Genomic DNA, 25,656 nt, shown 5'->3' on the forward strand with positions numbered 1-25,656 from the left:
CCGGCTTACTGAATAAACTTCGCTTCCTGTTCCCATCATGGACAGAGATGGGAGGTGCTCCGATGTTCAAACAGCTGCCGTTCTGGACGGCGGGGGCAGTGGCGCTGATGCTCGCAGCCGGCCTGAAGTTTCTTCATTATTTTAAGTTCATCAAGTGGAATCCCACGGGCTGGGCGGAACGTTACGGGATTTTTGCGGATGGGCCATGGGTGGCCAAGTGGCTGATTTTGTTTGTTGCCCTCTATGTGATTGCCCTCGTTTCTTATTATCTCTTCGCACTGTCCTGGAAGTGGAAGGTCTCCATCACCGCCGCCGTTGCGGGTCTAGTGATTGCGGGGCTCATTGAGTGGCTGATCGTGAGGCCCGGCGGCTATGAAGAATTCCGTAAAGGCCTTTCCGTGCCGTTCATGGCGATGATTCTTGTGGCGACGCGGTTCGTCATGGAAACGGCGGTATTCCATAAAAAACAGCAGGCGGACACGTGAAAAACGTTGTCCGCCTGCTTGCGTATGATAAAATGGTGAAGAATCTGCAGAAAGGAGGGCTGGCGATGAAAATCCTCTGTCTGAACGGCCCGAACCTGAACCGGCTCGGAAAAAGGGAACCTGATATCTATGGAAGCGAGACACTGGCCGACGTAGAGAACAGGCTACGGCAGTTGGCCGACGGGAACGGGGCTGACCTGGAGTTTTATCAGACCAACCACGAAGGCGCACTTGTCGACAGGATCCAGGAGGCTGCCGAGGACGGAACGGACGGCATCATCTTTAATCCCGCGGCCTACACCCATACATCGGTCGCACTCCGTGATGCGGTCGCAGATGCCGGGCTGCCGACGATCGAAGTGCATATCTCGAATATACATAAACGGGAAGCCTTCAGGCATCATTCGTATCTGGCCCCGGTGTGCACCGGCCAGATTGCGGGCATGGGGACCTATGGGTACGACCTGGCGATGCTCGCCCTCCTTCGGATGGGAAAAGGGGAATGATCATGGATAAATTAAATGCATTCCGTGCTTCTTTCGATGATCTCGGAATCGATGGTTTTCTCGTAACGAATCCGTACAGCCGGCGCTACATGACCGGTTTTACGGGCACTGCCGGAACTGCGGTCATCTCGCGTGATGATGCTGTTTTCATTACGGATTTCCGCTATACGGAACAGGCCGCCGAACAGATATCGGGCTTCCGCATCGTGAAGCAGTCCGGACTGATGAAGGACGCGGTCGCTGAACAAGTGACAGCAATGGGAATCAAAAAAATCGGATTTGAACAGGATACGCTGCCCTATGCCGAATATGACCGGTACCGCAAGGCGACGGATGCGGAGTGGATTCCTGTTACCGGCGTGATCGAGAAGCTCCGTATGGTCAAAACGGACGAAGAGCTCCGGACCATCCGCAAGGCCGCCGACATCGCAGACAAAGCATTCAGCCATATCCTCACGTTCATCAAGCCGGGTGTGACCGAACTGGAAGTGTCCAATGAACTGGAGTTCTTCATGCGCCGACTGGGTGCGGCGGAATCTTCGTTTGACACGATCGTTGCATCAGGAAAGCGGTCGGCGCTTCCGCACGGGGTCGCGACAGACAAGACGATCGAAAATGGGGACATGGTCACATTGGACTTCGGCGCGTTGTATGACGGCTATGTATCGGACATCACACGCACCGTTGCGGTCGGCGAGCCGTCCGAAGAGCTCAAAATGATCTACCATATCGTCCTGGAAGCCCAGCAGCGTGCATGTTCCGCGCTCAAACCGGGTATGACAGGGAAAGAGGCGGATGCCGTCGCGCGTGACTACATTAAAGAACATGGTTACGGCGAAGCATTCGGACATTCGACGGGACACGGAATCGGCCTTGAAGTCCATGAGGGACCGGGGCTTTCCTTCCGTTCCGACACGGTTCTCGAACCGGGCATGGTCGTTACGGTCGAGCCGGGCATTTACGTACCGGGTCTTGGCGGCGTCCGCATTGAAGACGATGTGCTCATCACGGAAGACGGCTGTGAACTGCTGACGTCATCACCGAAGCAGCTTATCATCCTATAACAACCAAATGGAGGATCTCACATGATTTCTGTAAACGATTTTAAAACCGGCCTCACCATCGAAGTGGACGGCGACATCTACCGTGTCCTGGACTTCCAGCACGTAAAACCGGGCAAGGGCGCGGCATTCGTACGCTCCAAGCTCCGCAACCTGCGCAACGGGAACACCACCGAAAAGACATTCCGCGGCGGTGAAAAAGTGGAGCGCGCACAGATCGACAACCGCCGCATGCAGTACCTGTATGCAAACGGCGACCAGCATGTGTTCATGGATACGGACAACTATGAGCAGATCGAGCTGGGCGAAAACCAGATTGAGTACGAGCTGAAGTTCCTTAAAGAGAACATGGAAGTCCATGTGATCCAGTATCAGGGCGAGACGCTCGGCGTCGACCTGCCGGCAACGGTCGAACTTGAAGTGACGGAAACCGAGCCGGGCATCAAGGGCGACACGGCGAGCGGCGGCTCCAAGCCGGCAACAATGGAAACCGGCCTGGTCGTCCAGGTTCCATTCTTCATCAACTCAGGAGACCGCCTGATCATCAACACTTCCGAAGGTGAATACGTTTCCCGCGCATAAACGGGAACACACACATACAGGCTGCAGACAAGCGGATCAACCGCATGTCTGCAGCTTTTTTGATTTGAAATGTGGGGTTGCGACTTGAAACATGGGTTCGGGATTTGAAATATGGACGTGTGATTTGAAATTAGGACGCTCAGCTTAAAACCTGGCTCCGCGAATTGCAACATGGTCCTGCAACTTGAAATATGGACAGCTAACTTGCAACATGGCCCCTCGATTTGCCACATGGACTTGGCATTTGCCGCAAGGGCCAGCGATCTGCCGCATGGGCTTGTGAATTGCCACAAGGGCTTCGCATTTGCCACATGGCCCCGCGAATTACCACATGGGCCCCCGTTTGCCACATGAATCCCCCTGCTTGCCGGATCGGCCCCACCCTGACATAACCGCATAACCAAATCCGGAGCCGCATACACTCGAAAAAACGGGAGGGCCGCATGTGGAACTTCAAGATATTCTCCGGGTAGCGGGAGTCGGTCTCGTCATCGCCTTCCTGCATCTGTTTTTCGAGCAGACGGGGAAGAAAGAGTATTCTTTTTTCATATTTTTCATCGCCTATCTGTACATTACGGCAGAGATGCTGCGCTTTCTCCGGATTTTCTTCACGGAAATCTCATCCTTCTTCTCATGGCTTTCGGCATAGAGGGGTCCCATGGAGATTATCCTGTCCGCCGTTATCATGGTGTTCCTGCTGGTCATGCTGGACACGTTCCTGCCCAGGATGGCACCGTTTTTCCTCTTGATCTTCTTTTTCCTGCTTCTGGCCCAGCTGGCTTTCAGGGTGGCCATACCGCTTCTGCAGGAGCTTCCGCTTGCATGGGACGGCCCGGGAGCCCGGCAGATTCGGCTCATAGCGGGATCCGCATTTCTGTTTTATCTGTCTGCCTCTTTCCGGGACATGCTCGGGGAGATCGGCTATGGCCCGATCGGCCGTCTGTCCCATATGGCCGTCCAGCTGATGCTTGTCGGTGTCTGGCTGGGGGAGTTCAGGGAGACGGCAAGCGTGCTTACCAGTCTGCTGCCGTGACGGAAAGGGGGCGAACCGGATGTGGGAACTGATCGCCGCCGTTGCCGGGCCGCCCGCAAAGCTGTTCGCGCTGATCATCGTCCTTTCCGCCGCGGCTCTGGCGGCGGATTTTGCCGTTCCGCAATTCCGCGAATGGACAAGGCTGTTCCTCCTGGTTTCTGCGGGGGCGGCAGCGATGGGCCCGGCAATCGATGCGGTCCGGATGATGGACGGGCTTGTCGGGAAAATGACGGGGCTTTTCCTCGGCATCTATCCGGTCCTCGCAGCGGGAATGGCCGCCGCGGGAGGGGCGCTTTCGCTCATCAACTGGAATCCTGCCGTCTTCCTGTTTGTCCAGGGTGCCGTCGTGATCGGAGGCAAGTGGATGGTTCCGCTGCTGATCGTGAGTTTTATCCTGGACTACCTGTCCAGGCTCGTGCCGGAAATCCCGTTTACCCGCATCTCGGAAATGATCCGGGTGACCCTTCTCGGCGCGATATCCGTCATTATCGCCTGCTACTCGCTATTCATCACGGCGACCGGGGCCATGGCATGGTCATCGGGCAGCGCGCTGGCGGAACCGATCAAGGCGCTTTTGCGCCAGCATGTGCCCCTTATCGGATCGTTTATCACGGATACGATGGGGGTTGTCGGCAAGTATTCATCCGGCATGGCGCCGATCGCCGGCAGCTACCTGATCGTGGCACTGCTCGTGACCAGCCTGAGTCCGGTCGCCTATGTGCTTCTGACGGCATTCCTCTATAAGTGGATCGCGGCCCTGTGCGAACCGTTTGCGCATGAGGATCTCGCCGGATTTTTCGATGATATCGGAAAGACGCTGTTCGTCCTCTGCGGCATCATGCTGATCGTGGCATTCGCCATTTTTTACACAGCCGTATTGTCCATCATTCTGATCAAGGTCATTGCAGGAGCGGGGTGAGGGAATGTGGGAATGGATTGCCGGCCTGATCTGGCTCATGGGGATCCTGGCGGTCACCGGCGCAGTCCTCGGGCAGGATGAGCGGGAGAATTTCATGCCGCTTATGAGGCTTGCGGTGCTTCTCTACATCCTCAGGCTAATCTCCCTGCTGCCCGGGTCATAGCCTGTACGAGCCGTGCATACTATGTCTCAGGATGAATAGCCGGAGGTAACGGCACGGCGGTCCCGGCCCGCCGGAGCGTCCCGATCGCTCCCATATACCGGAAACAGCACTGATTGAAAGGACGGGAAGCGTGGAGATGACATGGAGAAAACCTTTAAGAAGAGCGCCCTGCCGCTCCTGCTCGCCGGCGCCGCCTGCCTGTTCATCCTGGCGCCGGGTCTGACCGGTCTGTTTGCGGGAAGCGGAGGAGAAAGCGCGGTGCCGGGCCCGTCGGATCTGGAATCGGTCCTTTCCGATATCAACGGCGTCGGGAAAGTCAGGATCTATCGGCAGGGCGGGGGGCAGGAGGAACAGGGCGGCATCCTGATGCCGCTTGACAGTTACTTCGGAACCTCGTCCGGCGAAGGGCGGGACACGCCTTCCGGCGGGATCCTGGTTGTCGCAGAGGGGGCCGGCGATCCTCGGGTACGCGCCGAACTGGTCCGCATCCTGTCGGGTGTCCTCCAGCTGCCCGAGCACCGGATTGTCGTAGTGGAAATGAAAAAAGAGGGGGAAGAGGGATGAGAGTGAAGAAAAAAGGTGTCTGGTTCCTGACGTTGCTTAGTCTTGTGGCGGTGATCGGAGTGTACTATCTGTTCGACCGCAATCCGATGCCGTTTGACGGAATCACTATCTTCTCGGACGATACGATTGAAGACACGGAGCTCGGTGATGCCGGCAGTGACGCGACTCCGGTCTTTGCGGAAAGCTACCTGTTCGAGGAGCTGAGGATGGAGATGCGCAATGAACGCAGCCAGCAGCGTGAATTGCTTACACAGAAAATCACATCCGACGATCTGACAGCCGAAGAGCGCGACCAGGCATTTGATGAGATGCAGGTCCTCACCAAGAGGGAGACTGCTGAGGCCATGCTTGAGATGCTGATCAAGGATCTCGGATACGAGGATGCGGTCGTCCGCACAGAAGACGGTACGGTGAAAGTCAGTGTGATCGCCGATGAACTGTCGGCTGCCCAGGCAGACCAGATCGTGTATACAGTAAAGAGCGAGTGGGAAGATTCCTCGACCGTCTACGTAGACTTTAAATCGGGACAATGAACAAGGCCTCCGCAAGGCCTTTTCTTTTTGTGCTAAAAATTCAGTTAATAAAATCCCTATCTCGTACTTCAGTACCGGATTCCTCGCTTTTGTGTGATAAGTATTTCAAAAACGCTTACAAACGTCTAAAATGTAAGGGTACACATTTAAAGTAAGAGGAGTCGTCATTATGCTTAAAATTCAAGAGATCCGCGAAATCATCAAATTGATCGACCAGACGGGAATTGAAGAATTCAAGTACAAGACGGAAGAAGGGGAGATCAAGCTGAAAAAAGGCGGTGCCGTACAGGTGGTTGAAACAGCCCCTGCTGCCCAGGCCCCTGCCGCTCCCGCAGCTGCCCCCGCCCCTGCGGCGCCTGCAGCACAGCCTGCCCCTGCTGCCAAGGAAGAGCCGAAGCCGCAGGAAGCCGCACCTGCAGCCGCTTCCTCCGATGAAAACCTGCTCGAAGTGAAATCCCCGATGGTCGGGACATTCTATAAGTCGCCATCGCCGGATGCGCCTCCGTTTGTCTCTGTCGGTGACAAGGTCAAGCCGGACAGCGTTGTCTGCATCGTCGAGGCGATGAAGCTGTTCAACGAAATCGAAGCAGAAATGAACGGGGAGATCGCGCAGATCCTCGTAGAAGACGGACAGCTCGTCGAGTACGGACAGCCGCTGTTCCTGGTCAAGCCGGAATAAGGGGGCCGATATAATGAAAAAAGTCCTCATTGCCAACCGCGGGGAAATTGCGGTCAGAATCATCCGTGCATGCCGCGACCTCGGCATCCAGACGGTCGCGGTCTATTCCGAAGCCGACCGCGAAGCCCTGCACGTGGAAATGGCCGATGAAGCGTACTGCATCGGCCCGAAGCAATCCAAAGACAGTTACCTGAACTTCACGAATGTCATCAGTGTCGCCAAGATGACCGGCTGTGACGGCATCCATCCCGGGTACGGATTCCTGGCTGAAAACGCCGACTTTGCCGAGCTGTGCGAAGAGGTCAATGTCACGTTTATCGGGCCTTCTGCCGAAGCCATCTCGAAGATGGGAACAAAGGACGTTGCCCGTGAAACGATGCGCGAGGCAGGTGTTCCGGTCGTCCCGGGCTCCAAAGGGATCGTCGACGGTCCCGAGGGTGCCCTGGAAGTTGCCAAAGAAATCGGATTCCCGGTCATCATCAAGGCAACAGCGGGCGGCGGCGGAAAAGGGATCCGCGTCGCACGGGATGAAGCCGAGCTGAAAAAGGGCGTCGAAATCACCCAGAAAGAAGCCGCTGCAGCATTCGGCAATCCGGGCGTCTATATCGAGAAGTTCATCGAGAACTTCCGTCATGTCGAGATCCAGGTGCTCGCCGACCAGTTCGGCAACACCATCCATCTCGGCGAACGTGACTGCTCGATCCAGCGCCGCATGCAGAAGCTGGTCGAGGAAGCACCGTCACCGGCACTCTCACAGGAGACCCGGGAAAAGATGGGACAGGCCGCTGTGCGCGCTGCCCAGGCGGTCGGCTACCGCAGTGCCGGAACGGTCGAGTTCATCTATGACCATATCAACGATAAATTCTACTTTATGGAAATGAATACACGGATCCAGGTGGAGCATCCGGTCACGGAGATGGTGACGGGAATCGACCTGATCGCCCAGCAGCTCAAGATCGCTTCGGGAGAAACGCTGGAGATCAAGCAGGAAGACGTGAAGATCAACGGCTGGTCGATCGAGTGCCGGATCAATGCGGAAAACCCTTCGCGCAACTTCATGCCGTCACCCGGCCGTGTGAACATGTACATCGTGCCGGGCGGCAATGGCGTCCGCGTCGACTCGGCGGTTTATCCGGGCTACATGATCCCACCGTTTTATGATTCGATGGTCGCCAAGCTCATCACATTCGCCGACACGCGTGAAGAGGCGGTCGCAAGGATGAAGCGTGCCCTTTCCGAATTTGTCGTGGAGGGCGTCGATACGACCATCCCGTTCCATCTCAATCTCATGGACCACGAAGTGTTCAAGTCCGGGGACTTCGACACCAAGTTCCTTGAAAAATATGATGTAATGGCTGAAACTGAAGAAGCCAGACAACATTGAGAAAGGGATGATCCGGATGGCAGAACAACCGAATTCCTCCCATGAGGCTGCAGCCGCAGCCGGCAAGGAAATGTACGGCAAGGTCGAGCTCGCCCCAGAAGTGCTGGAAGTGATCGTCGGCATCGCCACTGCCGAAGTAGAAGGGGTGGCCGACATGAGAGGGTCCTTCGCAACCGGCGTAGCGGAAAAACTGGGACGCAAAGTGCACGGCAAGGGTGTCAAGATCGACTATAACGATGACGGCCTCTTCATCGACGTCTATTGCTCGGTGGGCTACGGCCGATCGGTGCCCTCAGTTGCCCGTGAAATCCAGAAAAACGTCCGGCAGTCGGTCTTCAACATGACCGCGATCGAACCCGAGGAAGTGAACGTCCATATCACCGGCATCCAGTTCGACCAGACGGAAGAACGTGCCTGATAGGAAAGCCGCCAATTCATGGCGGCTTTTTGCGTTCGGATTCATACGGAGCGGCGAAAATATGCTATCATAGTCCAGAACGATGCAAAAAGAGGAGATTGCCCGGATGAAACGACATGAAGCACGAGAAAAAGCCATGCAGACGCTGTTCCAGCTGGACAGCACGGAGATGACGCCGGAAGAGGCCATGGAGCATATCACGGGTGAGGATGAGGTACGTGACCCGTTTTATGCGTCGCTCGTTGAAGGCACCTACAACAAGCGGGAAGAGATCGACGAGTCGCTGAAGTCGAAGCTCGAAAACTGGAAACTGGAACGCCTTCCGAAGGTCGAGAGGACCGTGCTGCGCATGGCCGTCTTTGAACTCCTTCATATGAAGGAAACACCATCCAAAGTCGTGTTGAACGAAGCAATCGAGCTTAGCAAGACATTCGGGGACGAGAAATCAAGCCGCTTCGTAAACGGCGTACTTTCCAAATACACAGATTGAAACTATACAGCTTGGAGTGAAATGCGTGGAAGGTAAGATTATTGACGGCAAAGAGATCAGCAGGCAAGTAAAGGAAGAAGTGAAATCGGGAGTCGAACGGCTAAAGGCCGAGGGCATGACACCGGGACTTGCGGTCATCCTCGTCGGGGACGATCCGGCGTCGGCGGCATACGTCGGCAGCAAGGAACGAACAACCAAGGCGCTCGGCATGCATTCCGAAGTGATCCGGATGGACAGGGAAACCAGTGAGTCCGCCCTTCTGGACGAGATCACAAGGCTTAACGGAGATCCGGCCATCCACGGCATCCTCGTTCAGCTTCCGCTTCCCGAACAGATCGATGAGCAGCGGGTCATTGCGGCCATCCATCCCGACAAGGATGTCGACGGCTTCCACCCTGAAAACGCCGGAAGGCTGATGGCGGGGATGGACGGGTTTGTTCCGTGCACGCCTCTCGGCATCATGGTCATGCTGGAACGTTCCGGAGTGGATCTGAACGGCAAGCATGCCGTTGTGGTCGGGCGGAGCAACATTGTCGGCAAACCGATGGCCATGCTTCTTCTCCAAGCGAATGCGACCGTCACGATCTGCCATTCCCGGACGGAAGATTTGCCGGCCATCACACGCCAGGCGGATGTCCTGGTCGCCGCAGTCGGCCGTGAGGGCATGATCGGCCCTGAGCACGTCAAGGATGGTGCGGTGGTCATCGACGTCGGCATCAACCGCGGCGAAGACGGCAAGCTCCACGGTGACGTTGATTTTGAACGGGTCCTCCCTGCGGCATCCTCCATTACACCGGTTCCGGGCGGAGTGGGCCCGATGACCATCGCGATGCTGATGTCCAACACCCTGAAAAGCGCCGGAAAAGCACTCAGAGAGTCCCGCTGAACGGCCGGGAAAAAGAAGGATATAAACAGTTCTGCAAGCGGTAGGGGCGGCACAGATCCCACGGGAAGCCTGCCGCCCCTGCCGCTTGTTTACTGTAATCCGATAGAAAGGCGGTGCCCGCATGCAAAATCCCTATCTTAGCGTCGGTGCGCTGACCAAATATATTAAGCGGAAATTCGATGCCGATCTCCATCTGCGCGATGTCTTTGTCAAGGGAGAGCTGTCTAACGTCAAGCTCCATTCCTCGGGACATATCTATTTCACATTGAAAGACAGCCGCTCACGCATCAATGCGGCCATGTTCCGCTCCAATGCCTCCAAACTGAAATTCAGGCCGGAGGAAGGGATGAATGTCCTGATCAGGGGCGACGTGAATGTCTATGAAGCCGCAGGCCAATATCAGCTTTATGTGAATACGATGCAGCCTGATGGCGTCGGTGAGCTGTATGTCGCTTTTGAGCAGCTCAAGGAACGGCTCGGCAAGGAAGGGCTGTTCAACGCCGAATGGAAGCAGCCGATCCCTGCGTTCCCGGGGAGGGTAGGGGTGATCACGGCACCGACCGGGGCGGCAGTGCGGGATATCTGCACGACGCTGAACCGGCGGTATCCGCTTGCTGATGTGCTGCTGTTCCCCGCCGTCGTCCAGGGGCCGAACGCGGTCCCGTCTATTGTCAGCGCAATCCACCAGGCAAACCGGCATGGCGGCATTGATGTGCTGATCGTGGGACGCGGCGGCGGCTCGATCGAGGACTTATGGGCGTTCAATGAAGAGGAAGTGGCCAGGGAGATTTTCTCTTCCCGCATCCCCGTCATCAGTGCAGTCGGCCATGAAACCGACACGGTCATTGCCGATTTTGTGGCAGACCTTAGGGCGCCCACGCCGACAGCCGCCGCCGAGCTGGCTGTGCCGGACCAGGTCGAAGTATCCAGGCGCATGCTGGAATCAAGGTCCAGGCTCCACCAATCCCTCATGACGATGATCCGTCATGAACGAAAGAGGCTGGAGAGGCTGGAGACATCCTATCCGATGAGCTATCCGGAACGGCTTTACCGGCCGTTTGCCGAACGGCTGGAAGGGCTGGATGAGCGGCTGGGGCAGGGGGCTTCCAGAATGATCGGCGACCGCAGGCAGGCCGTTGCCAATCTCGATGCCCGCCTCGGAGCCCGCTCACCGCGCCTGATCCTGACACAGTCCGTTGAGCGTACCGGACGACTTGACCGGGAGCTCCACCGGGCGGCGGAAGAAACGGTCCGGTCTCACGGAAGGGCACTGGCCTCGGCGGTACGGACCCTCCAGGCGCTGAACCCGCTGTCCGTGATGGAACGCGGCTACAGCCTTGTTCGGAGCGGCGACCGGGTCATCAAGTCCGCCGGGGAACTCGGCGATGGGGACAGGGTTTCCATCTCTTTCCATGACGGCACGGTGGAAGCGGTCGTGGAAAGCCCTTCAGAACGAAAGGACGTGGAACGATAAAATGGACGAACAAAAACAGGACAACAAGGAGATCCGTTTTGAAGAGGCGATCGGCCGTCTCGAGGAGATTGTCCGCAGGCTGGAGTCAAGGGACGTTCCCCTGGAGGATGCCATCGACCTTTACAAAAAGGGGATGGAGCTTTCCGCGGTCTGCCACAGCAAGCTCCAGTCAGCTGAGAAGCAGCTGGTGACGCTGATCGACAAGGAAGGGGAGGCGACGGCCTTTGACCCGGCTCAAGGAGGAAATCGGGATGAATGAAAAACTGAAGGAATTCATGGACAGCCGGGTCGATGACCTGGTACCCGTCCTTGAGGACGCTGTAAGAAATCTGGATACCGACTCCCTTCTGAAGGAATCGATGATCTATTCGCTGACTGCCGGCGGCAAGAGAATCCGCCCGCTGCTCATCTCCGCTGTGCTTCACGATCTCGGGCGGGTCCACCCTGCGGAGCTGCATGTGGGCGCGGCGCTGGAGATGATCCATACATACTCACTGATCCACGATGATCTGCCTGCGATGGATGACGACGACCTCCGGCGCGGCAAGCCGACCAACCATAAAGTTTATGGGGAGGCCACTGCAATTCTCGCCGGAGACGCCATGCTGACGGAAAGCTTTTCCGTCATCGGCAGGGCTCCATCCCTGACTGATTCGGAAAAGCTTGAACTCATCCTGCTGCTGACGCGCGCAGCCGGCGCGGAAGGGATGGTCGGCGGCCAGATGCTTGATATGGCCGCCGAAAAGAAGAAGCTCTCGGAACAGGAGCTTGAAAACGTCCACCGCCTCAAAACCGGAGCGCTCCTGACATTTGCCGTGGAGGCCGGCGCCGTCCTCTCTAAGGCAAAGTCTACGGAACGGGAACAGCTGAGGCGCTATGCCCGGCATATCGGAATCGCTTTCCAGATCCAGGACGACATCCTGGATGTGGTCGGGGACGAAAAAGTGACGGGCAAAAAAACCGGAGCGGACGCGGAACAGGGGAAAAACACCTATCCGGGCATTTTGACGATGGAAGGTGCAAAAAAGAAGCTGATCCATCATCATACCGAAGCCGTCAAAGCCGTTTCGTTCCTGAAAGATCCCGATCCGATCCTCCGGCTGCTCGCGGATTATATCATCCACCGGGTCTCCTGACGGGACGTTTGATTTGTGTACAGACGGGACACTGCTATAATGGACAAAGAATATTTTTACCTATTTTTTTGATAAAGGTGAGTGATGGCGATGGATTTGACCAAGATTTCCGATCCATCCTTCCTGAAGGAACTCGGCAACGGGGAACTGGAGGCTCTGGCCTCGGATATCCGGTCGTTCCTGATCCGTGAGCTGTCGGCTACCGGCGGACACATCGGGCCGAACCTCGGGGTCGTTGAGCTGACAATCGCCCTTCACCGGGCTTTTGACAGCCCGCGGGATAAGATTATCTGGGATGTCGGGCACCAGGCCTACGTCCACAAAATCCTGACCGGCCGCGCGTGTGATTTCTCCACGCTCAGGAAGTACAGGGGCCTCTGCGGGTTCCCTAAGAGAATTGAGAGCGAGCATGACGTCTGGGAAACCGGCCACAGCTCGACGTCACTGTCCGCTGCGATGGGCATGGCGGCAGCGCGCGACATCAAGGGCGCGGACAACCATGTCATCCCGGTGATCGGGGACGGCGCGCTGACCGGCGGCATGGCGCTCGAGGCGCTGAACCATATCGGATCCGAGCGCACCAATATGACCGTCATCCTGAATGACAATGAAATGTCGATCGCCCCGAACGTCGGCGCGCTCCACAATGTGCTTGGGCGGCTGCGGACAGCGGGCAAGTACAACAAGGCGAAGGACGAGCTGGAGTACCTTCTCAAGAAGATTCCGGCTGTGGGCGGCAAGCTTGCGTCCACTGCGGAGCGGGTGAAGGACAGCCTTAAATACCTGCTCGTCACGGGTGTCTTTTTCGAGGAGCTCGGCTTTACCTATCTCGGGCCGGTAGACGGCCACAGCTTCGAAGATCTTGAAGCAAACCTGAACTATGCAAAAAAAATGGAAGGGCCTGTCCTGATTCATGTCCTGACCAAAAAAGGCAAGGGCTTCCGCCCGGCAGAAGAGGACAAGATCGGCACATGGCACGGCACAGGGCCGTATAAGCTTGAAACGGGCGACCTCATCAAGTCTCCGGCAAAGGCACCGGGATGGAGTGCGCTCATCGCGGAGACAGTCCGCCGGATCGCACGCGAAGACAAGCGGGTTGTCGCCATCACGCCTGCCATGCCGGTCGGCTCCAAGCTGGAAGGGTTTGCCTCGGAATTCCCGGACCGCATGTTCGATGTCGGCATTGCCGAGCAGCATGCGACTACGATGGCCGCGGGACTTGCCGTCGAAGAGATGAAGCCGTTCCTCGCCATCTACTCGACGTTCCTCCAGCGAGCCTATGACCAGGTCCTCCACGACATCGCCAGACAGAACCTGAATGTCTTCATCGGCATCGACCGTTCCGGACTTGTAGGCGCCGACGGTGAGACCCACCAGGGCGTTTTCGACATCGCCTTCCTCAGGAGCATGCCGAACCTGACGATCATGATGCCGAAAGACGAGAACGAAGGCCAGCATATGGTCCGGACGGCCGTCAGCTATGAAGACGGACCGATTGCGCTGCGCTATCCGCGGGGCAACGGTCTCGGCGTGCCGATGGATGAAGAGCTGAGGGAGATCCCGATCGGCTCTTGGGAGATGCTGAGGGAAGGAAGCGACGCTGCCATCCTGACATTCGGCACGACGATTCCGATGGCGTTTTCCGCCGCTGATCGCCTCCGTGAAAAGGGCATCGATGCAGCAGTCGTCAATGCGCGCTTTATCAAGCCATTTGACGAGGAAATGCTGAAAAACCTTCTCGAGAAGAAAATACCGATTGTCACCGTCGAAGAAGCGGTACTGGCAGGCGGATTCGGCAGCGGCGTCATGGAATTTGCGCATGAGCATGGTTTCCACGGATCCATCATCGACCGCATGGGCATCCCTGACAAGTTCATCGAGCATGGCAGCGTCAACGAACTCCTTGAAGAAATCGGCGTGACAGACGAAGCGCTTGCGGAAAAAGTGGAAGAGCTGGTTGGACTGTCCCGCCAAAAAGGCATGCATGCGCTATGACGCAGAAAATGCCCAAGGAGCGGATCGATGTCCTCCTGACCGAACGCGGCCTGTTTGAGACACGTGAACAGGCGAAGCGTGCCGTTATGGCGGGTATTGTCTATTCCGGCGACCGCAGGATGGACAAGCCCGGCGAAAAGATCCCGGCGGACGCGGACATCCGGGTCAAGGGAAGCGCGCAGAAGTATGTAAGCCGCGGGGGCCTGAAGCTTGAAAAGGCCCTTGAGGTCTTCGAGGCGGATGTCGAGGGCAAACTGGTCCTCGACATCGGCGCATCGACCGGCGGTTTCACGGACTGTGCCCTGCAGAACGGTGCGCTCCACAGTTATGCGCTTGACGTCGGCTATAATCAGCTGGCCTACAAGCTGCGGCAGGACCCGAGGGTGACGGTCATGGAGCGCGTTAATTTCCGGCATGCCACCCCGGATCTGTTTACGGAGGGAATGCCGGAATTCGCGACGATCGATGTTTCATTCATTTCCCTCAGCCTTATCCTGCCGACGCTGAAGACGGTGCTGATACCGGGAGGCGATGTGATCGCCCTCGTGAAGCCGCAGTTTGAGGCAGGACGTGAGAAAGTCGGAAAGAAGGGCATCGTCCGCGATCCGGCCGTCCATCTTGAGGTTCTCGAACGAACTGCCGGCATGGCGGTTTCAAACGGTTTTGAGGTCATCGATGCCTCGTTTTCACCGGTCACCGGCGGCGAGGGCAATATCGAGTTCCTCTTCCACCTGAGGTCATCTGACAATCCGGTATCCCGGCTCCCGGAAGGCGCTTTCTCCGAACTGGTGAAAGAAGCCCACAAAACGCTGGACTGACCCCCGGAATCGGGGGTTTTTTGTTGTTGCGAAAATTGGATAATGGTACATTCTTATTAGGAAATATGCATTTCTTCGGAGGGAATAGAGTGAGTAAGGGCCAACGGCATATCCGTATTCGGGAAATTATAGGAAATCGTGAAATCGAAACACAGGACGAGCTGGTCGACCGGCTCAAACAGGAAGGATTCAATGTGACGCAGGCCACCATCTCGAGGGACATCAAGGAACTGCATCTTGTCAAAGTCCCTCTCAGGGACGGCCGCTACAAATACAGCCTGCCCGCTGAGCGCAGCTTTGACCCCGTGCGCAAGCTGAACCGCGCACTGACCGACGCTTTTGTAAGCATTGACGGGGCCGGGCATTTTCTTGTCATGAAGACGCTGCCGGGCAATGCGCATGCCATCGGCTCGCTCATCGACCAGATTGAATGGGAGGAAATCCTCGGAACCATCTGCGGCGATGACACATGCCTCATCCTTTGCCGGAATGATGAACAGCGGGAAACGGTGAGGGAAAAGCTGCTCGGCATGCTTTGATGAGGAGGTGAACGCCCCGTGCTGAGAGAACTGTCAATCAAGAATTTTGCGATCATCCGTGACCTGTCAATCAGCTTTGATAACGGGCTGACCGTCCTGACCGGCGAAACAGGAGCCGGCAAATCGATCATCATCGATGCTGTCCAGCTGCTTGCGGGCGGCAGGGGATCGAGCGAATTCATCCGCCACGGGGAAAAGAAAGCGGAGCTGGAAGGAATGTTCGAGGTGTCACACGGCGCCCATCCGGTCTTCCGGAAACTGGAAGAATCCGGCATCCCTTCAGACGACGAGGGAACCGTCATTCTGAGGCGGGATATTTCCGCATCCGGAAAAAGTACCTGCCGGGTGAATGGCAAGCTGGTCACCCTTGCCATTCTCCGGGAAGTCGGAGCCGCGCTGATTGATATTCACGGCCAGCACGAAACACAGGAACTGATGGATGAACAGCGCCATGTGCTTTTGCTGGATCAGTTTGGCTGGGAGACGATCGGAGCGGCCAAGGAAAGCTATGCCGCTCTTTATGACCGGTATGTCAAGCTGAAAAGGCGGCTGACACGGTACGACGAATCCGAACAGCAGGTGGCGCACCGGATCGACCTGTACCGGTTCCAGCTGACGGAGATCGACGAGGCAGGCTTTTATGAGGGTGAGGAAGAGGAGCTGGAGGAAGAGCGTACGCGCCTGAAAAACTTTAACGCCATTTATGAGCGGGTGTCGTCCGCCTATGAAGCGATCCAGGGCGAGTCGAGAGGCCTCGACTGGACCGGTGCCGCCATGAGCGACCTCGAGCACGCGGCGGAAGTCGATCCTCAGGCCGGAGAGTATGCGACGTCCGTATCTGATGCGTTCTACACGCTTCAGGAAACGGCCTTTTCGTTGAAGAATATGCTCGACGGAATGGAGTTCGATCCGAGCCGCCTCGATGAAGTGGAACACCGGCTGGCACTTCTTCAGACAATGAAGAGAAAGTACGGCGGGACAGTCGGCGAGATTCTTGCATACCGCGACAAGATCGCGGAAGAGTTGGAAAAGCTGCTGAACCGCGATGAACGGCTGCAGGATGAACGGAGAGAAGTCGAATCGCTCGAAGCCGATCTCGCTGTGGAAGCGGGAGAGCTGGCGGAACTCAGAAGGGAAGCGGCTGTCCGCCTGGCCGAGGCCATCCACCTGCAGCTGTCGGAGCTTTATATGGAAAAAGCGCAGTTTACCGTGGAGTTCAGGGAACGCAGCCAATTTGACCGGCACGGGGCGGAAGATGTCATTTTCCTCATTTCCGCCAATGTGGGAGAGCCGCCGAAGCCGCTCGCCAAAGTGGCGTCCGGAGGAGAGCTTTCCCGGATCATGCTGGCACTCAAGACCATCTTCTCCAAACACCAGGAAGTCACTTCAATCATTTTTGACGAGGTGGACACCGGTGTCAGCGGCCGCGTCGCACAGGCCATCGCCGAAAAAATCGCTGCCATCTCCGTCCACTCACAGGTACTCTGCATTTCCCATCTGCCACAAGTCGCGGCAATGGCCGACCATCATCTGTTCATCCGCAAGGATGTCACAGGGGACCGCACGACCACTTCCGTCAGGGAACTGGAAGGAATGGAGCGGACCGAGGAACTGAGCCGGATGATGACCGGTGCCGAAATGACCGACCTGACGATGCGCCACGCAGAAGAGCTTCTCGTCATGGCGGAGGGCCGGAAAAAGGAAATGTGATTTTATTTAAATGAACGCTGAACTCCCCCTGAACGCAGCCAAAATGGATGCGGCAGGGGGAGATTTTTGTGGGCGTATGGACCGGTTTCGTCATTCATCCGCCGGAATGGCCTTAAAGACGAAATCTTACTGCTCAATGGCGAAACCGGCTGTACGTATGACCAAATTTGGGGTGACACAAACTGTCGCAATTTTTCTCTATAGGATGTCCATATCATCTGAAAGGATGCCTGCACGACCGCTTTTATATTTTTCCCGCCATGATTAACACCAACACCGGAAAAGCCTTTGGTTGCAGCGTCTTTCTTCATCCCCGGATTTTCATGCTACATTATACCGGACATAAGAAATCCGGCCGGACACATAGTAACGATATAACAGCACGAGGAGGTGAACCATGCGATGGATTAGCCGGAAGCTGATGCTGCCCGCACTGCTCGCCGTCCTGTTTTTATCAGGCGCCTCGGGTGCGGCAGCGGACGGACCGAAGTCCCTGATTCCGATGGGGCACTCGATCGGCATCCATCTCGAACTGGGGATGCTCATCGTCACGGATGATGTTCTGGTTGCTGACGAACAGTGGCTAAAAGCCGGGGATGTCGTAAGAACACTGGACGGCAAGGAAATCAGCACGCTCAAGGATCTCACAAAAGCCGCCAATGCGCCGGGCGGGGCAGAATCGGTGCTGGAAATTGAACGTGAAGGAAAAGAAATTGAAATTGGTGCGACCAAACAGGAACTTCTCAGCCTGCATTCCTTTGTCCGGGAGCGGACAGAAGGAATCGGCACACTGACGTATGTGGACCCGGAGACCGGTGAATACGGTGCGCTTGGCCACCAGATCATCGACCGGACGCTTGACGGTGCACCGCCTTTTTCCGGGGGCTCCATCTTTTTGGCAGATGTTGAACAGATCAAAAAAAGTGAGCCGGGAAAGCCGGGATACAAAATCTCTTCGATTGAATCCGGCCATCAGCTCCTGGGCGATATCCAAGAAAACGAAATCTATGGGATATTCGGCAAATGGTCATCATCGTTAACAGGAGCATTCCCGAAACCTTTGGAGATTATGCGGCCGGCAGAGATCCGTGAAGGGGAAGCGGAAATCTATACAACCATCAAGGGAACAGAAATTGACAAGTACAGCATCAAGATCACGGCAGCTGCGGATGATGTGTTCCGATTTACTGTAACGGATCGCGAACTGATTGAAAAAACGGGCGGAATCCTACAGGGCATGAGCGGCAGCCCGATTATCCAGGACGGAAAATTCGCCGGCGTCGTGACGCATATGTTTGTCGAGGAACCCCTGAAAGGGGCGGCTCTCCCCGTCGAAGAGATGACAAAACGAAAACCATAGAAAAAAATGTTGGGCCATACCGGATCCGGTATGGCTTTTTCCTTTTTCTGCATTATAATAAAGGTGGAACTGCAATCTTTGGAATTGTGGGATTCCGTCGAATCTTGTCGGAAATATCGTCCATGAGTCTCATTTTATGTTTTGGTGAAGGTGTAAACGGTAGGATGTCGAACTATATTCAACAGGCTTCGGACCAGGTTTGCTTTTTAAAAGGGGGAAATTCACAATGGAAAAAATCAAAGTTGCTGTGGCGGATGATAACCGGGAACTTGTAAGGACCATGCTGATTTATTTTGAGAATCATCCGGAGATTGAGGTGGTCGGAACGGCCACAAACGGGAAGCTTTGCCTGAACATGCTCGAAGAAAACAAGCCGGATGTCCTGCTTCTGGATATTATCATGCCTCACCTGGACGGAATCGGAGTGCTTGAAGAACTCCATGCAAATGGCGGTGCAGGAGACATGAATATCATCATGCTGACTGCGTTCGGCCAGGAGGAAATCATGAAACAGGCAGCGGAGCTTGGCGCTTCCTACTTTATCCTGAAACCGTTTGAGTTTGACCGGCTCGTCCACAAAATCCTGCAGATGAAAAATGGACGCCAGCTAAAGTCCGGCACAGAAGTTCCCGAACCGGGCAAACAGCAGACGCTCAGCAAAAAAGCGATCGACACCGCGATTACCGCGATCATCAAGGAAATCGGCGTTCCTGCACATATCAAGGGGTATGCATTCCTGCGGGAAGCGATCACGATGGTGTACCATGATGTCGATCTTCTCGGCTCTGTCACCAAGGTACTGTATCCGGAAATTGCCGAGAAATTCAACACGACGCCTTCGCGTGTCGAGCGGGCGATCCGCCACGCAATCGAAGTCGCCTGGAACCGGGGGAATTACGAAGTCATTTCGAAGATGTTCGGGTATACGGTCCATCATATGAAGAGCAAACCGACCAATTCGGAATTTATCGCGATGGTATCTGACCGTCTCCGGCTGGAATTCATGTCCGCCTGAATGAAAACCGCACTCATACCGGCATTTGCCGTTTTAGCTGCCCGGAACATCCGGGCGGCTTTTTCCGTTTTATAGTGAGAAGGCGCATCTGTTGGTTGCCCTTTGGGCGGGCCCCGTTTCCGGTACCGGCTTCAGGGGAAAAGGCGGATAGGATGCCAGAAAGGATGGGGAACATGAGAAAAGTGTATGCGCATAGGGGGGCTTCCGGGTACGCATTTGAAAATACGCTCAAGGCATTTGAAAAAGCGGTCGGAATCGGAGCGGACGGCATTGAGACCGATCTGCAGCTGACAAAAGACGGTGTGCCGGTCATCATCCATGATGCCGATCTTTACCGTGTCACCGGACTGCGCAAATTCATCACGGAACTGACACTTGATGAAATGAGGGCGCTGAAGATTGGACGGAACCGGTGGAAGAGGATGTTCGGAAAGCCGGCAATGACATTTGCTGAATTTCTGGAATGGGCACGCGCGGCTGGCAGTCCGTCACTCAACATTGAACTGAAAGAAACCTTCCTTGACCAACCGGACGCCGTAGAGCAGGCCGTCATGGCAGCGAAAGGCTATCCGGATCTTCATTTCTCCTCGTTCCATTACCCGCTGCTGATGCAGGTGAAGCAGACCGATCCGGGCAGGGAGACCGCACTGATCCTGACCAAGAAATCACGCTGGGACAATCTCGGAGTGTATGGCAGCTCGGACGGATTCCATATCCACAAGCGTCTCTGGTCCGGCAAATACCTTGGCGCCATCGAGAGGGAACACAAATTCGCCAGGGTCTACGGCGTCGACGGCACCGAACCGTTTATCCCGAAACCCGAACCGTTCATCCGGGGATGGATCACCGACTTCCCGGACACAGTCAAAAAAGCCATGCAAAAAGGTTCCTGACAAAATGTCAGGAACCTTTAGTTTTTTCGCTTAAACCGGTCTTTCGGTATTTTTCCGTTCCGCTGGTCCCGCCTGTACAGGAATCCCGCGAAGAATCCGATACAGAGGACCAGAATCACGAGGCCGAACAGGAATTGGAGCCAGACGGGGAAGACGGATGCCTGAACGCCGAACAGCGCATCACGCATGAGCTTGATTCCCCATGCGGCACCGATGCCCGGAATGAGCAGAACGATGAATGCGGCGAGCCGCTGCATGATGATCTCTCCTTTTCTGTCGAGTTTATTTTCCTTTTGAAGTTGAGGATTGTCAAGAAGACTGCCATCAGGTATGATAAAGTTGATTATGCAAAGCATTGCACAAATCTCACGAAGGGCCTGAAGGATTTTGCAGAATGTACTGGTCGTAGGGGCCGGAGCCGGCGGCACCGCCATTTTAAAGCTTCTTCTGCAGCTGGATTACATGAATGTCACAGGAATCGTAGACACGAATCCGGAAGCCCCGGGAATCCGGCTTGCAGAGGAAAACGGCATCCCGCACGGCGAAGACTGGCGCCCTTTCATTTCAAATGATCTTCATATGATTTTCGATGTGACAGGCGAGCAGGGCATATTCGGAGAACTGCTGAAGGCCAGGCCGGCGCATGCCGTCCTGATTCCCGGGACGATCGCAAAGCTGCTTGTCAGCCTCCTCGAGGAAAACGCCGAATACATCGGGCGCCTCCGGTCCGAAACCGCCCGCAACAAGATGATTTTCGATTCTCTGGATGAGGGAATGATCGGGACTGACAGTGATGGGATCATCCGATTCTTCAATCGCAGCGCGTCGCTGATTACCGGCACGCCGGTGCGGAGCGCGCTCGGCCGGCACATTCTCGACGTCATCCCCGACAGCAATCTGCCTCATGTCGCCAAGACCGGGATTCCGGAGCTGAACCGTGAGCTGACTTTATCAAACGGAACGCGCGTCGTGACGTCGAGACGGCCGCTCAGTGATCCATCCGGCAATCGCGCAGGCGCATTCACGGTGTTCCGTGATATTTCCGGCGTGGTCGAACTCGCTGAGGAAATCACGAATCTGAAAGAAATCCAGTCGATGCTGGAAGCGATCATCCATTCAAGCGATGATGCAATCTCCGTAGTCGATGAGAATGGCCGGGGGATCATGATCAATCCGGCCTATACCCGGTTAACCGGCCTGACCGAAGCGGATGTGATCGGGAAGCCGGCTACGGTTGATATCACCGAGGGTGAAAGTATCCATATGAAGGTACTTGAAACCGGACGCCCGATCCGGGGAGTCAGAATGCGTGTCGGCCCAGCGGCAAGGGAAGTCGTCGTCAATGTGGCACCGATCCTGGTAGGCGACAAACTGAAGGGGAGCATCGGCATCATCCATGACCTTACGGAAATGCGGGAGCTTGCCGATGAACTCGATCATGCGCGCCGGATCATCCGCTCGCTTGAAACCAGGTACACGTTCGAAGACGTGGTCGGCGAGTCGCCGGATATGAAGCTGGCGATCCAGCAGGCGAGGCTTGCGGCCACTTTGCCGCTGCCGATCCTGCTCCGCGGGGAATCCGGAACGGGCAAGGAAGTGTTTGCCCAGGCAATCCATCATGAGGCAGGACGCGGGAAATTCGTCCGTGTCAACTGCTCGGCGATACCGGAAGAACGTCTGTCACGGGAACTTTTCGGTTCAGAGGAGCCATCCGCAGACGGGAAAACGGATGTCGTCGAAGGGCTGTTTGAAGAGGCACATGGCGGCACCCTGTTCATCGATGAAATCGGCGAGCTCCCGGCTGATGTCCAGGTCGCCCTTCTGAGGGTGCTGGAGGAAAACGAGTTTTACCGAACCGGGGGCAGCCGTCCGGTCCCTGTTTCTGTCAGGGTCATTGCCGCCACCAACCGGAACCTTGAGAAGCTCATGAGGGAAGGGAAGTTCAGGGAAGATCTGTTCCACCGCCTGAACCGGATGCCTGTCCATATCCCTCCGCTCCGGCAGCGCAGGGGGGATATCAAGCTTCTTGCGGAAAAGCTGTTGCCGAAGCTGAACCGTGACCTCGGGCGCTCCGTTACAGAAATTACCGAAGAAGCCGCCTCGCTGCTCAGGCAGCACAACTGGCCGGGAAATGTGCGTGAGCTCGAAAACGTCATCAGCCGGGCCCTGATCTTTATGCGCCCGGCTGACAAATCACTCGACAAGGCCGAACTCTCCGCCGTATTCCAGGCTGAGGGGGACGGAAATGCAGGCACCCTGGCCGAACAGCTGGATGCCCATGAAAAATTAATCCTGAAGGAAGCGCTTACATCTTGTGCCGGCAATAAATCTGATGCTGCCAAGCAGCTCGGGATTTCGGTCCGGACGCTTTATTACAAACTGGAGAAGCACCGGCTTGTATGACAGGCCGGCATATGACCATAAGGAGGAGAATGATGATGGAACTGTTTAAATACCTCGAGGAAAGTGATTACGAACAAGTGGTGTTCTGCCATGACAAAACATCCGGCCTGAAGGCGATCATCGCCATTCACGACACCACGCTCGGCCCTGCCCTAGGCGGCGCGCGGATGTGGACGTATGCGTCGGAAGAGGAAGCCGTCATTGACGCACTCCGCCTGTCCAAAGGCATGACCTACAAGAACGCAGCGGCCGGACTGAACCTGGGGGGCGGCAAGACCGTCATCATCGGCAATCCGAAATCCGACAAAAATGAAGAGATGTTCCGTGCTTTCGGTCGCTATATCCAGGGCCTGAACGGACGCTATATCACGGCCGAGGATGTCGGCACAACAGAAGAGGACATGGATATCATCCACCAGGAGACGGAGTTTGTCACCGGCATCTCCCCGACACACGCAGGGTCATCCGGAAACCCTTCACCGGTCACAGCTTACGGCGTTTACCGCGGGATGAAGGCAGCAGCGAAGGAAGCATTCGGTTCCGATTCTCTGGAAGGCAAAACGGTAGCGGTCCAGGGTGTCGGCAACGTGGCGTTCGCACTTTGCCGCCATCTGCATGAAGAAGGCGCGAAACTGATCGTAACGGACATCAATGAAGAAGCTGTACGCCGCGCGGTGGAAGAATTCGATGCGGAAGCCGTCGGGATCAATGATATTTACGGCGTCGAATGCGATATCTATGCGCCTTGTGCGCTCGGTGCAACCATTAACGATGAAACCATCCCTCAGCTGAAGGCGAAAGTCATTGCGGGATCAGCCAACAACCAGCTGAAGACCCCGGAACACGGTGACCGTCTCCATGAAATGGGCATCGTCTACGCGCCAGACTACATCATCAACGCGGGCGGCGTCATCAATGTGGCCGATGAACTGGAAGGCTACAACCGCGAGCGGGCAATGAAGAAAGTCGAGAAGATCTACGACACGATTGCAAAGGTCTTTGAAATCTCGAAGCGCGACGGCATCCCGTCCTACGCAGCGGCAGACCGCCTTGCAGAGGAGCGCATCGCAAACGTTGCCAAGTCACGCAGCAAGTTTCTCCGCAACGGAAAGGATACGCTCCACCGCCGCTGAAGGGAAACAGACCTCGCAACCCCAAAGGACAAAGGAGGCCATCCAATGGCTCTTGAATATGATGTCGTCATTCTCGGCGGCGGCACCGGCGGCTACGTCGCCGCCATCCGTTCCGCACAGCTGGGGCTGAAAACGGCGGTCGTCGAAAAAGGAAAGCTCGGCGGCACTTGTTTGCACCGGGGCTGTATCCCATCCAAGGCGCTGCTCCGGAGTGCCGAAGTCTACCGGCTGGCCAAGGATGAATCAGAATCGTTCGGTGTCATGACCGGAGAAGTATCGCTTGCTTTCGACCGTGTGCAGCAGCGCAAGCAGTCGATTGTCGACGGCCTGCACAACGGCGTCCGTGCGCTCATGAAAAAAGGCAAAATCGATGTCTACGAAGGAATCGGCAGGATTCTCGGGCCATCCATCTTTTCTCCGATGCCCGGCACCATTTCTGTCGAATACGAAGACGGGCGGGAAAACGAAATCCTCATTCCCCAGAATGTCATCGTCGCCACCGGTTCCAGGCCGCGCACACTCCCCGGACTGGAGATCGACGGCACAGACGTCCTCACATCGGATGAGGCGCTCGCTCTCGATCAGCTTCCCGCTTCCATCCTGATTATCGGAGGCGGAGTCATCGGGATTGAGTGGGCTTCGATGCTGAATGATTTCGGTGTCGATGTAACCGTCGTTGAATATTCGGACCGGATCCTGCCGACAGAGGATGCGGACATATCCCGCGAGATGGAGAAGCTGCTCAAAAAGCGGGGCATCCGGTTCGCCACTTCCGCGGAAGTGCTTCCCGGCACCCTGAATAAGCAGGCAGGCTCCGTCTCCATTGAAGCGAAGATCGGCGAAGGCACGGAAACATTCACCGCAGAAAAGATGCTCGTCAGTGTCGGCCGGCAGGCCAACACGGAAGGTATCGGCCTGGAAAACACCGATATTGAACTGGACCGCGGTTTTATCAAGGTCAGGAACACCTACCAGACAAAAGAATCGCATATTTACGCGATCGGAGATGTGATCGGCGGTCTCCAGCTTGCACATGTGGCTTCCCATGAAGGAATTGCTGCGGTCGAACATATCGCCCGGACAGATGCCCATCCGGTCGATCCCGACATGGTGCCGAAATGCATCTATTCCAGTCCTGAGGCGGCTTCGGTCGGCATCACGGAACAGCAGGCCAAAGACCGCGGATTTGATGTCAAAATCGGGAAATTCCCGTTCAAGGCCATCGGAAAGGCGCTTGTCCACGGAGAGTCTGACGGCTTCGTGAAGATTGTCGCCGACAAGGCCACCGATGACATTCTCGGCATCCATATGATCGGCCCTCATGTCACCGACATGATTTCAGAAGCGGGACTTGCAAAGGTCCTGGATGCCACGCCTTGGGAAGTCGCGTCCCTTGTCCACCCGCACCCTTCCTTGAGCGAAGTGATGGGTGAAGCGGCACTTGCCGTCGACGGCAAGGCCATCCATATGTAATCAA

At 56.1% G+C, this 25,656-nt stretch carries 29 protein-coding genes; 28 read left to right on the top strand and 1 reads right to left on the bottom strand.

What is annotated here, in order from left to right:
* Positions 1 to 62: 62 nt before the first annotated feature.
* The 25 genes from C772_RS16065 to C772_RS05990 all read left to right on the top strand — a co-directional run bounded on the left by C772_RS16065 (position 63) and on the right by C772_RS05990 (position 20,643).
* Positions 63 to 485 carry a hypothetical protein gene (locus tag C772_RS16065; RefSeq protein ID WP_008298198.1) on the top strand — a complete coding sequence of 141 codons (423 nt, stop codon included), beginning with the start codon at positions 63 to 65 and terminating at the stop codon, positions 483 to 485.
* Between the two features lie 65 nt (positions 486 to 550).
* Positions 551 to 991: a type II 3-dehydroquinate dehydratase gene (gene aroQ, locus C772_RS05880; RefSeq protein ID WP_035001669.1), complete on the top strand. Its 441-nt coding sequence runs from the start codon at positions 551 to 553 to the stop codon at positions 989 to 991.
* Between the two features lie 2 nt (positions 992 to 993).
* Entirely contained in the window at positions 994 to 2,055 is a 1,062-nt protein-coding gene (locus tag C772_RS05885) for a M24 family metallopeptidase (protein WP_035001630.1), read from the top strand.
* A 21-nt stretch (positions 2,056 to 2,076) separates the two neighbouring features.
* The gene (efp, locus tag C772_RS05890; protein WP_008298204.1) at positions 2,077 to 2,634 is read left to right on the top strand and encodes an elongation factor P; all 558 of its coding nucleotides are present in this window, start codon (positions 2,077 to 2,079) and stop codon (positions 2,632 to 2,634) included.
* 445 nt (positions 2,635 to 3,079) lie between these two features.
* Positions 3,080 to 3,283 carry a SpoIIIAC/SpoIIIAD family protein gene (locus C772_RS05895; protein ID WP_008298205.1) on the top strand — a complete coding sequence of 68 codons (204 nt, stop codon included), beginning with the start codon at positions 3,080 to 3,082 and terminating at the stop codon, positions 3,281 to 3,283.
* Between the two features lie 9 nt (positions 3,284 to 3,292).
* Positions 3,293 to 3,667: a hypothetical protein gene (locus tag C772_RS05900; RefSeq protein WP_008298207.1), complete on the top strand. Its 375-nt coding sequence runs from the start codon at positions 3,293 to 3,295 to the stop codon at positions 3,665 to 3,667.
* Between the two features lie 19 nt (positions 3,668 to 3,686).
* Positions 3,687 to 4,586, top strand: a complete 900-nt coding sequence (locus C772_RS05905) for a stage III sporulation protein AE (RefSeq protein WP_008298208.1) — start codon at positions 3,687 to 3,689, stop codon at positions 4,584 to 4,586.
* Between the two features lie 4 nt (positions 4,587 to 4,590).
* Complete coding sequence (locus C772_RS16650; protein ID WP_008298209.1) at positions 4,591 to 4,749, top strand: hypothetical protein; 159 nt, start codon at positions 4,591 to 4,593, stop codon at positions 4,747 to 4,749.
* Positions 4,750 to 4,890: 141 nt separating this feature from the next.
* The gene (locus C772_RS05910) at positions 4,891 to 5,313 is read left to right on the top strand and encodes a stage III sporulation protein AG (RefSeq protein WP_008298211.1); all 423 of its coding nucleotides are present in this window, start codon (positions 4,891 to 4,893) and stop codon (positions 5,311 to 5,313) included.
* A complete protein-coding gene (locus tag C772_RS05915) occupies positions 5,310 to 5,846 on the top strand; it encodes a SpoIIIAH-like family protein (protein ID WP_008298213.1) in 537 nt (178 codons plus the stop codon). The genes C772_RS05910 and C772_RS05915 overlap by 4 nt, the downstream gene beginning before the upstream one ends.
* A gap of 169 nt (positions 5,847 to 6,015) precedes the next feature.
* Complete coding sequence (accB, locus tag C772_RS05920) at positions 6,016 to 6,525, top strand: acetyl-CoA carboxylase biotin carboxyl carrier protein (RefSeq protein ID WP_008298215.1); 510 nt, start codon at positions 6,016 to 6,018, stop codon at positions 6,523 to 6,525.
* Positions 6,526 to 6,535: 10 nt separating this feature from the next.
* A complete protein-coding gene (gene accC / locus C772_RS05925; RefSeq protein WP_152419711.1) occupies positions 6,536 to 7,909 on the top strand; it encodes an acetyl-CoA carboxylase biotin carboxylase subunit in 1,374 nt (457 codons plus the stop codon).
* 16 nt (positions 7,910 to 7,925) lie between these two features.
* Positions 7,926 to 8,327, top strand: a complete 402-nt coding sequence (locus C772_RS05930) for an Asp23/Gls24 family envelope stress response protein (protein WP_035001671.1) — start codon at positions 7,926 to 7,928, stop codon at positions 8,325 to 8,327.
* Positions 8,328 to 8,433: 106 nt separating this feature from the next.
* A complete protein-coding gene (gene nusB / locus C772_RS05935) occupies positions 8,434 to 8,817 on the top strand; it encodes a transcription antitermination factor NusB (RefSeq protein WP_008298239.1) in 384 nt (127 codons plus the stop codon).
* A gap of 25 nt (positions 8,818 to 8,842) precedes the next feature.
* On the top strand, positions 8,843 to 9,703 hold the full coding sequence (gene folD / locus C772_RS05940; protein WP_008298240.1) for a bifunctional methylenetetrahydrofolate dehydrogenase/methenyltetrahydrofolate cyclohydrolase FolD: 861 nt from the start codon (positions 8,843 to 8,845) through the stop codon (positions 9,701 to 9,703).
* A gap of 121 nt (positions 9,704 to 9,824) precedes the next feature.
* Positions 9,825 to 11,177 (top strand): exodeoxyribonuclease VII large subunit, encoded by a 1,353-nt coding sequence (gene xseA / locus C772_RS05945; RefSeq protein ID WP_008298243.1) that lies wholly within the window; start codon positions 9,825 to 9,827, stop codon positions 11,175 to 11,177.
* Between the two features lies 1 nt (position 11,178).
* A complete protein-coding gene (xseB, locus tag C772_RS05950) occupies positions 11,179 to 11,436 on the top strand; it encodes an exodeoxyribonuclease VII small subunit (protein ID WP_008298245.1) in 258 nt (85 codons plus the stop codon).
* Positions 11,429 to 12,313 (top strand): polyprenyl synthetase family protein, encoded by an 885-nt coding sequence (locus C772_RS05955; RefSeq protein ID WP_035001632.1) that lies wholly within the window; start codon positions 11,429 to 11,431, stop codon positions 12,311 to 12,313. Before xseB ends, C772_RS05955 begins: the two co-directional genes overlap by 8 nt.
* Positions 12,314 to 12,403: 90 nt before the next feature.
* Positions 12,404 to 14,308: a 1-deoxy-D-xylulose-5-phosphate synthase gene (gene dxs, locus C772_RS05960; protein WP_008298258.1), complete on the top strand. Its 1,905-nt coding sequence runs from the start codon at positions 12,404 to 12,406 to the stop codon at positions 14,306 to 14,308.
* Complete coding sequence (locus C772_RS05965; RefSeq protein ID WP_008298259.1) at positions 14,305 to 15,126, top strand: TlyA family RNA methyltransferase; 822 nt, start codon at positions 14,305 to 14,307, stop codon at positions 15,124 to 15,126. The genes dxs and C772_RS05965 overlap by 4 nt, the downstream gene beginning before the upstream one ends.
* An 89-nt stretch (positions 15,127 to 15,215) precedes the next feature.
* Positions 15,216 to 15,665: a transcriptional regulator AhrC/ArgR gene (gene ahrC, locus C772_RS05970; protein WP_008298260.1), complete on the top strand. Its 450-nt coding sequence runs from the start codon at positions 15,216 to 15,218 to the stop codon at positions 15,663 to 15,665.
* Positions 15,666 to 15,683: 18 nt separating this feature from the next.
* The gene (recN, locus tag C772_RS05975) at positions 15,684 to 17,375 is read left to right on the top strand and encodes a DNA repair protein RecN (protein WP_008298261.1); all 1,692 of its coding nucleotides are present in this window, start codon (positions 15,684 to 15,686) and stop codon (positions 17,373 to 17,375) included.
* A 397-nt stretch (positions 17,376 to 17,772) separates the two neighbouring features.
* Positions 17,773 to 18,735, top strand: a complete 963-nt coding sequence (locus C772_RS05980) for a SpoIVB peptidase S55 domain-containing protein (RefSeq protein ID WP_008298266.1) — start codon at positions 17,773 to 17,775, stop codon at positions 18,733 to 18,735.
* A gap of 226 nt (positions 18,736 to 18,961) precedes the next feature.
* On the top strand, positions 18,962 to 19,750 hold the full coding sequence (spo0A, locus tag C772_RS05985; protein ID WP_008298268.1) for a sporulation transcription factor Spo0A: 789 nt from the start codon (positions 18,962 to 18,964) through the stop codon (positions 19,748 to 19,750).
* Between the two features lie 173 nt (positions 19,751 to 19,923).
* Entirely contained in the window at positions 19,924 to 20,643 is a 720-nt protein-coding gene (locus C772_RS05990) for a glycerophosphodiester phosphodiesterase (RefSeq protein WP_035001676.1), read from the top strand.
* 17 nt (positions 20,644 to 20,660) lie between these two features.
* Here C772_RS05990 and C772_RS05995 read toward each other — a convergent pair whose 3' ends face one another.
* The gene (locus C772_RS05995; RefSeq protein ID WP_008298271.1) at positions 20,661 to 20,900 is read right to left on the bottom strand and encodes a DUF2627 family protein; all 240 of its coding nucleotides are present in this window, start codon (positions 20,898 to 20,900) and stop codon (positions 20,661 to 20,663) included.
* A gap of 130 nt (positions 20,901 to 21,030) precedes the next feature.
* Between C772_RS05995 and C772_RS06000 the strand changes: the two genes are divergently transcribed.
* Genes C772_RS06000 through lpdA form a run of 3 tightly spaced genes read left to right on the top strand, consistent with a single transcriptional unit; the run spans position 21,031 to position 25,652 of the window.
* Positions 21,031 to 23,046, top strand: a complete 2,016-nt coding sequence (locus tag C772_RS06000) for a sigma 54-interacting transcriptional regulator (RefSeq protein WP_008298272.1) — start codon at positions 21,031 to 21,033, stop codon at positions 23,044 to 23,046.
* 29 nt (positions 23,047 to 23,075) lie between these two features.
* Positions 23,076 to 24,179 (top strand): Leu/Phe/Val dehydrogenase, encoded by a 1,104-nt coding sequence (locus tag C772_RS06005; protein WP_035001633.1) that lies wholly within the window; start codon positions 23,076 to 23,078, stop codon positions 24,177 to 24,179.
* A gap of 45 nt (positions 24,180 to 24,224) precedes the next feature.
* Positions 24,225 to 25,652 (top strand): dihydrolipoyl dehydrogenase, encoded by a 1,428-nt coding sequence (gene lpdA, locus C772_RS06010; RefSeq protein WP_008298274.1) that lies wholly within the window; start codon positions 24,225 to 24,227, stop codon positions 25,650 to 25,652.
* The last annotated feature ends 4 nt before the right edge of the window (positions 25,653 to 25,656 follow it).

Source organism: Bhargavaea cecembensis DSE10 (assembly GCF_000348905.1).
Lineage (GTDB): Bacteria > Bacillota > Bacilli > Bacillales_A > Planococcaceae > Bhargavaea > Bhargavaea cecembensis.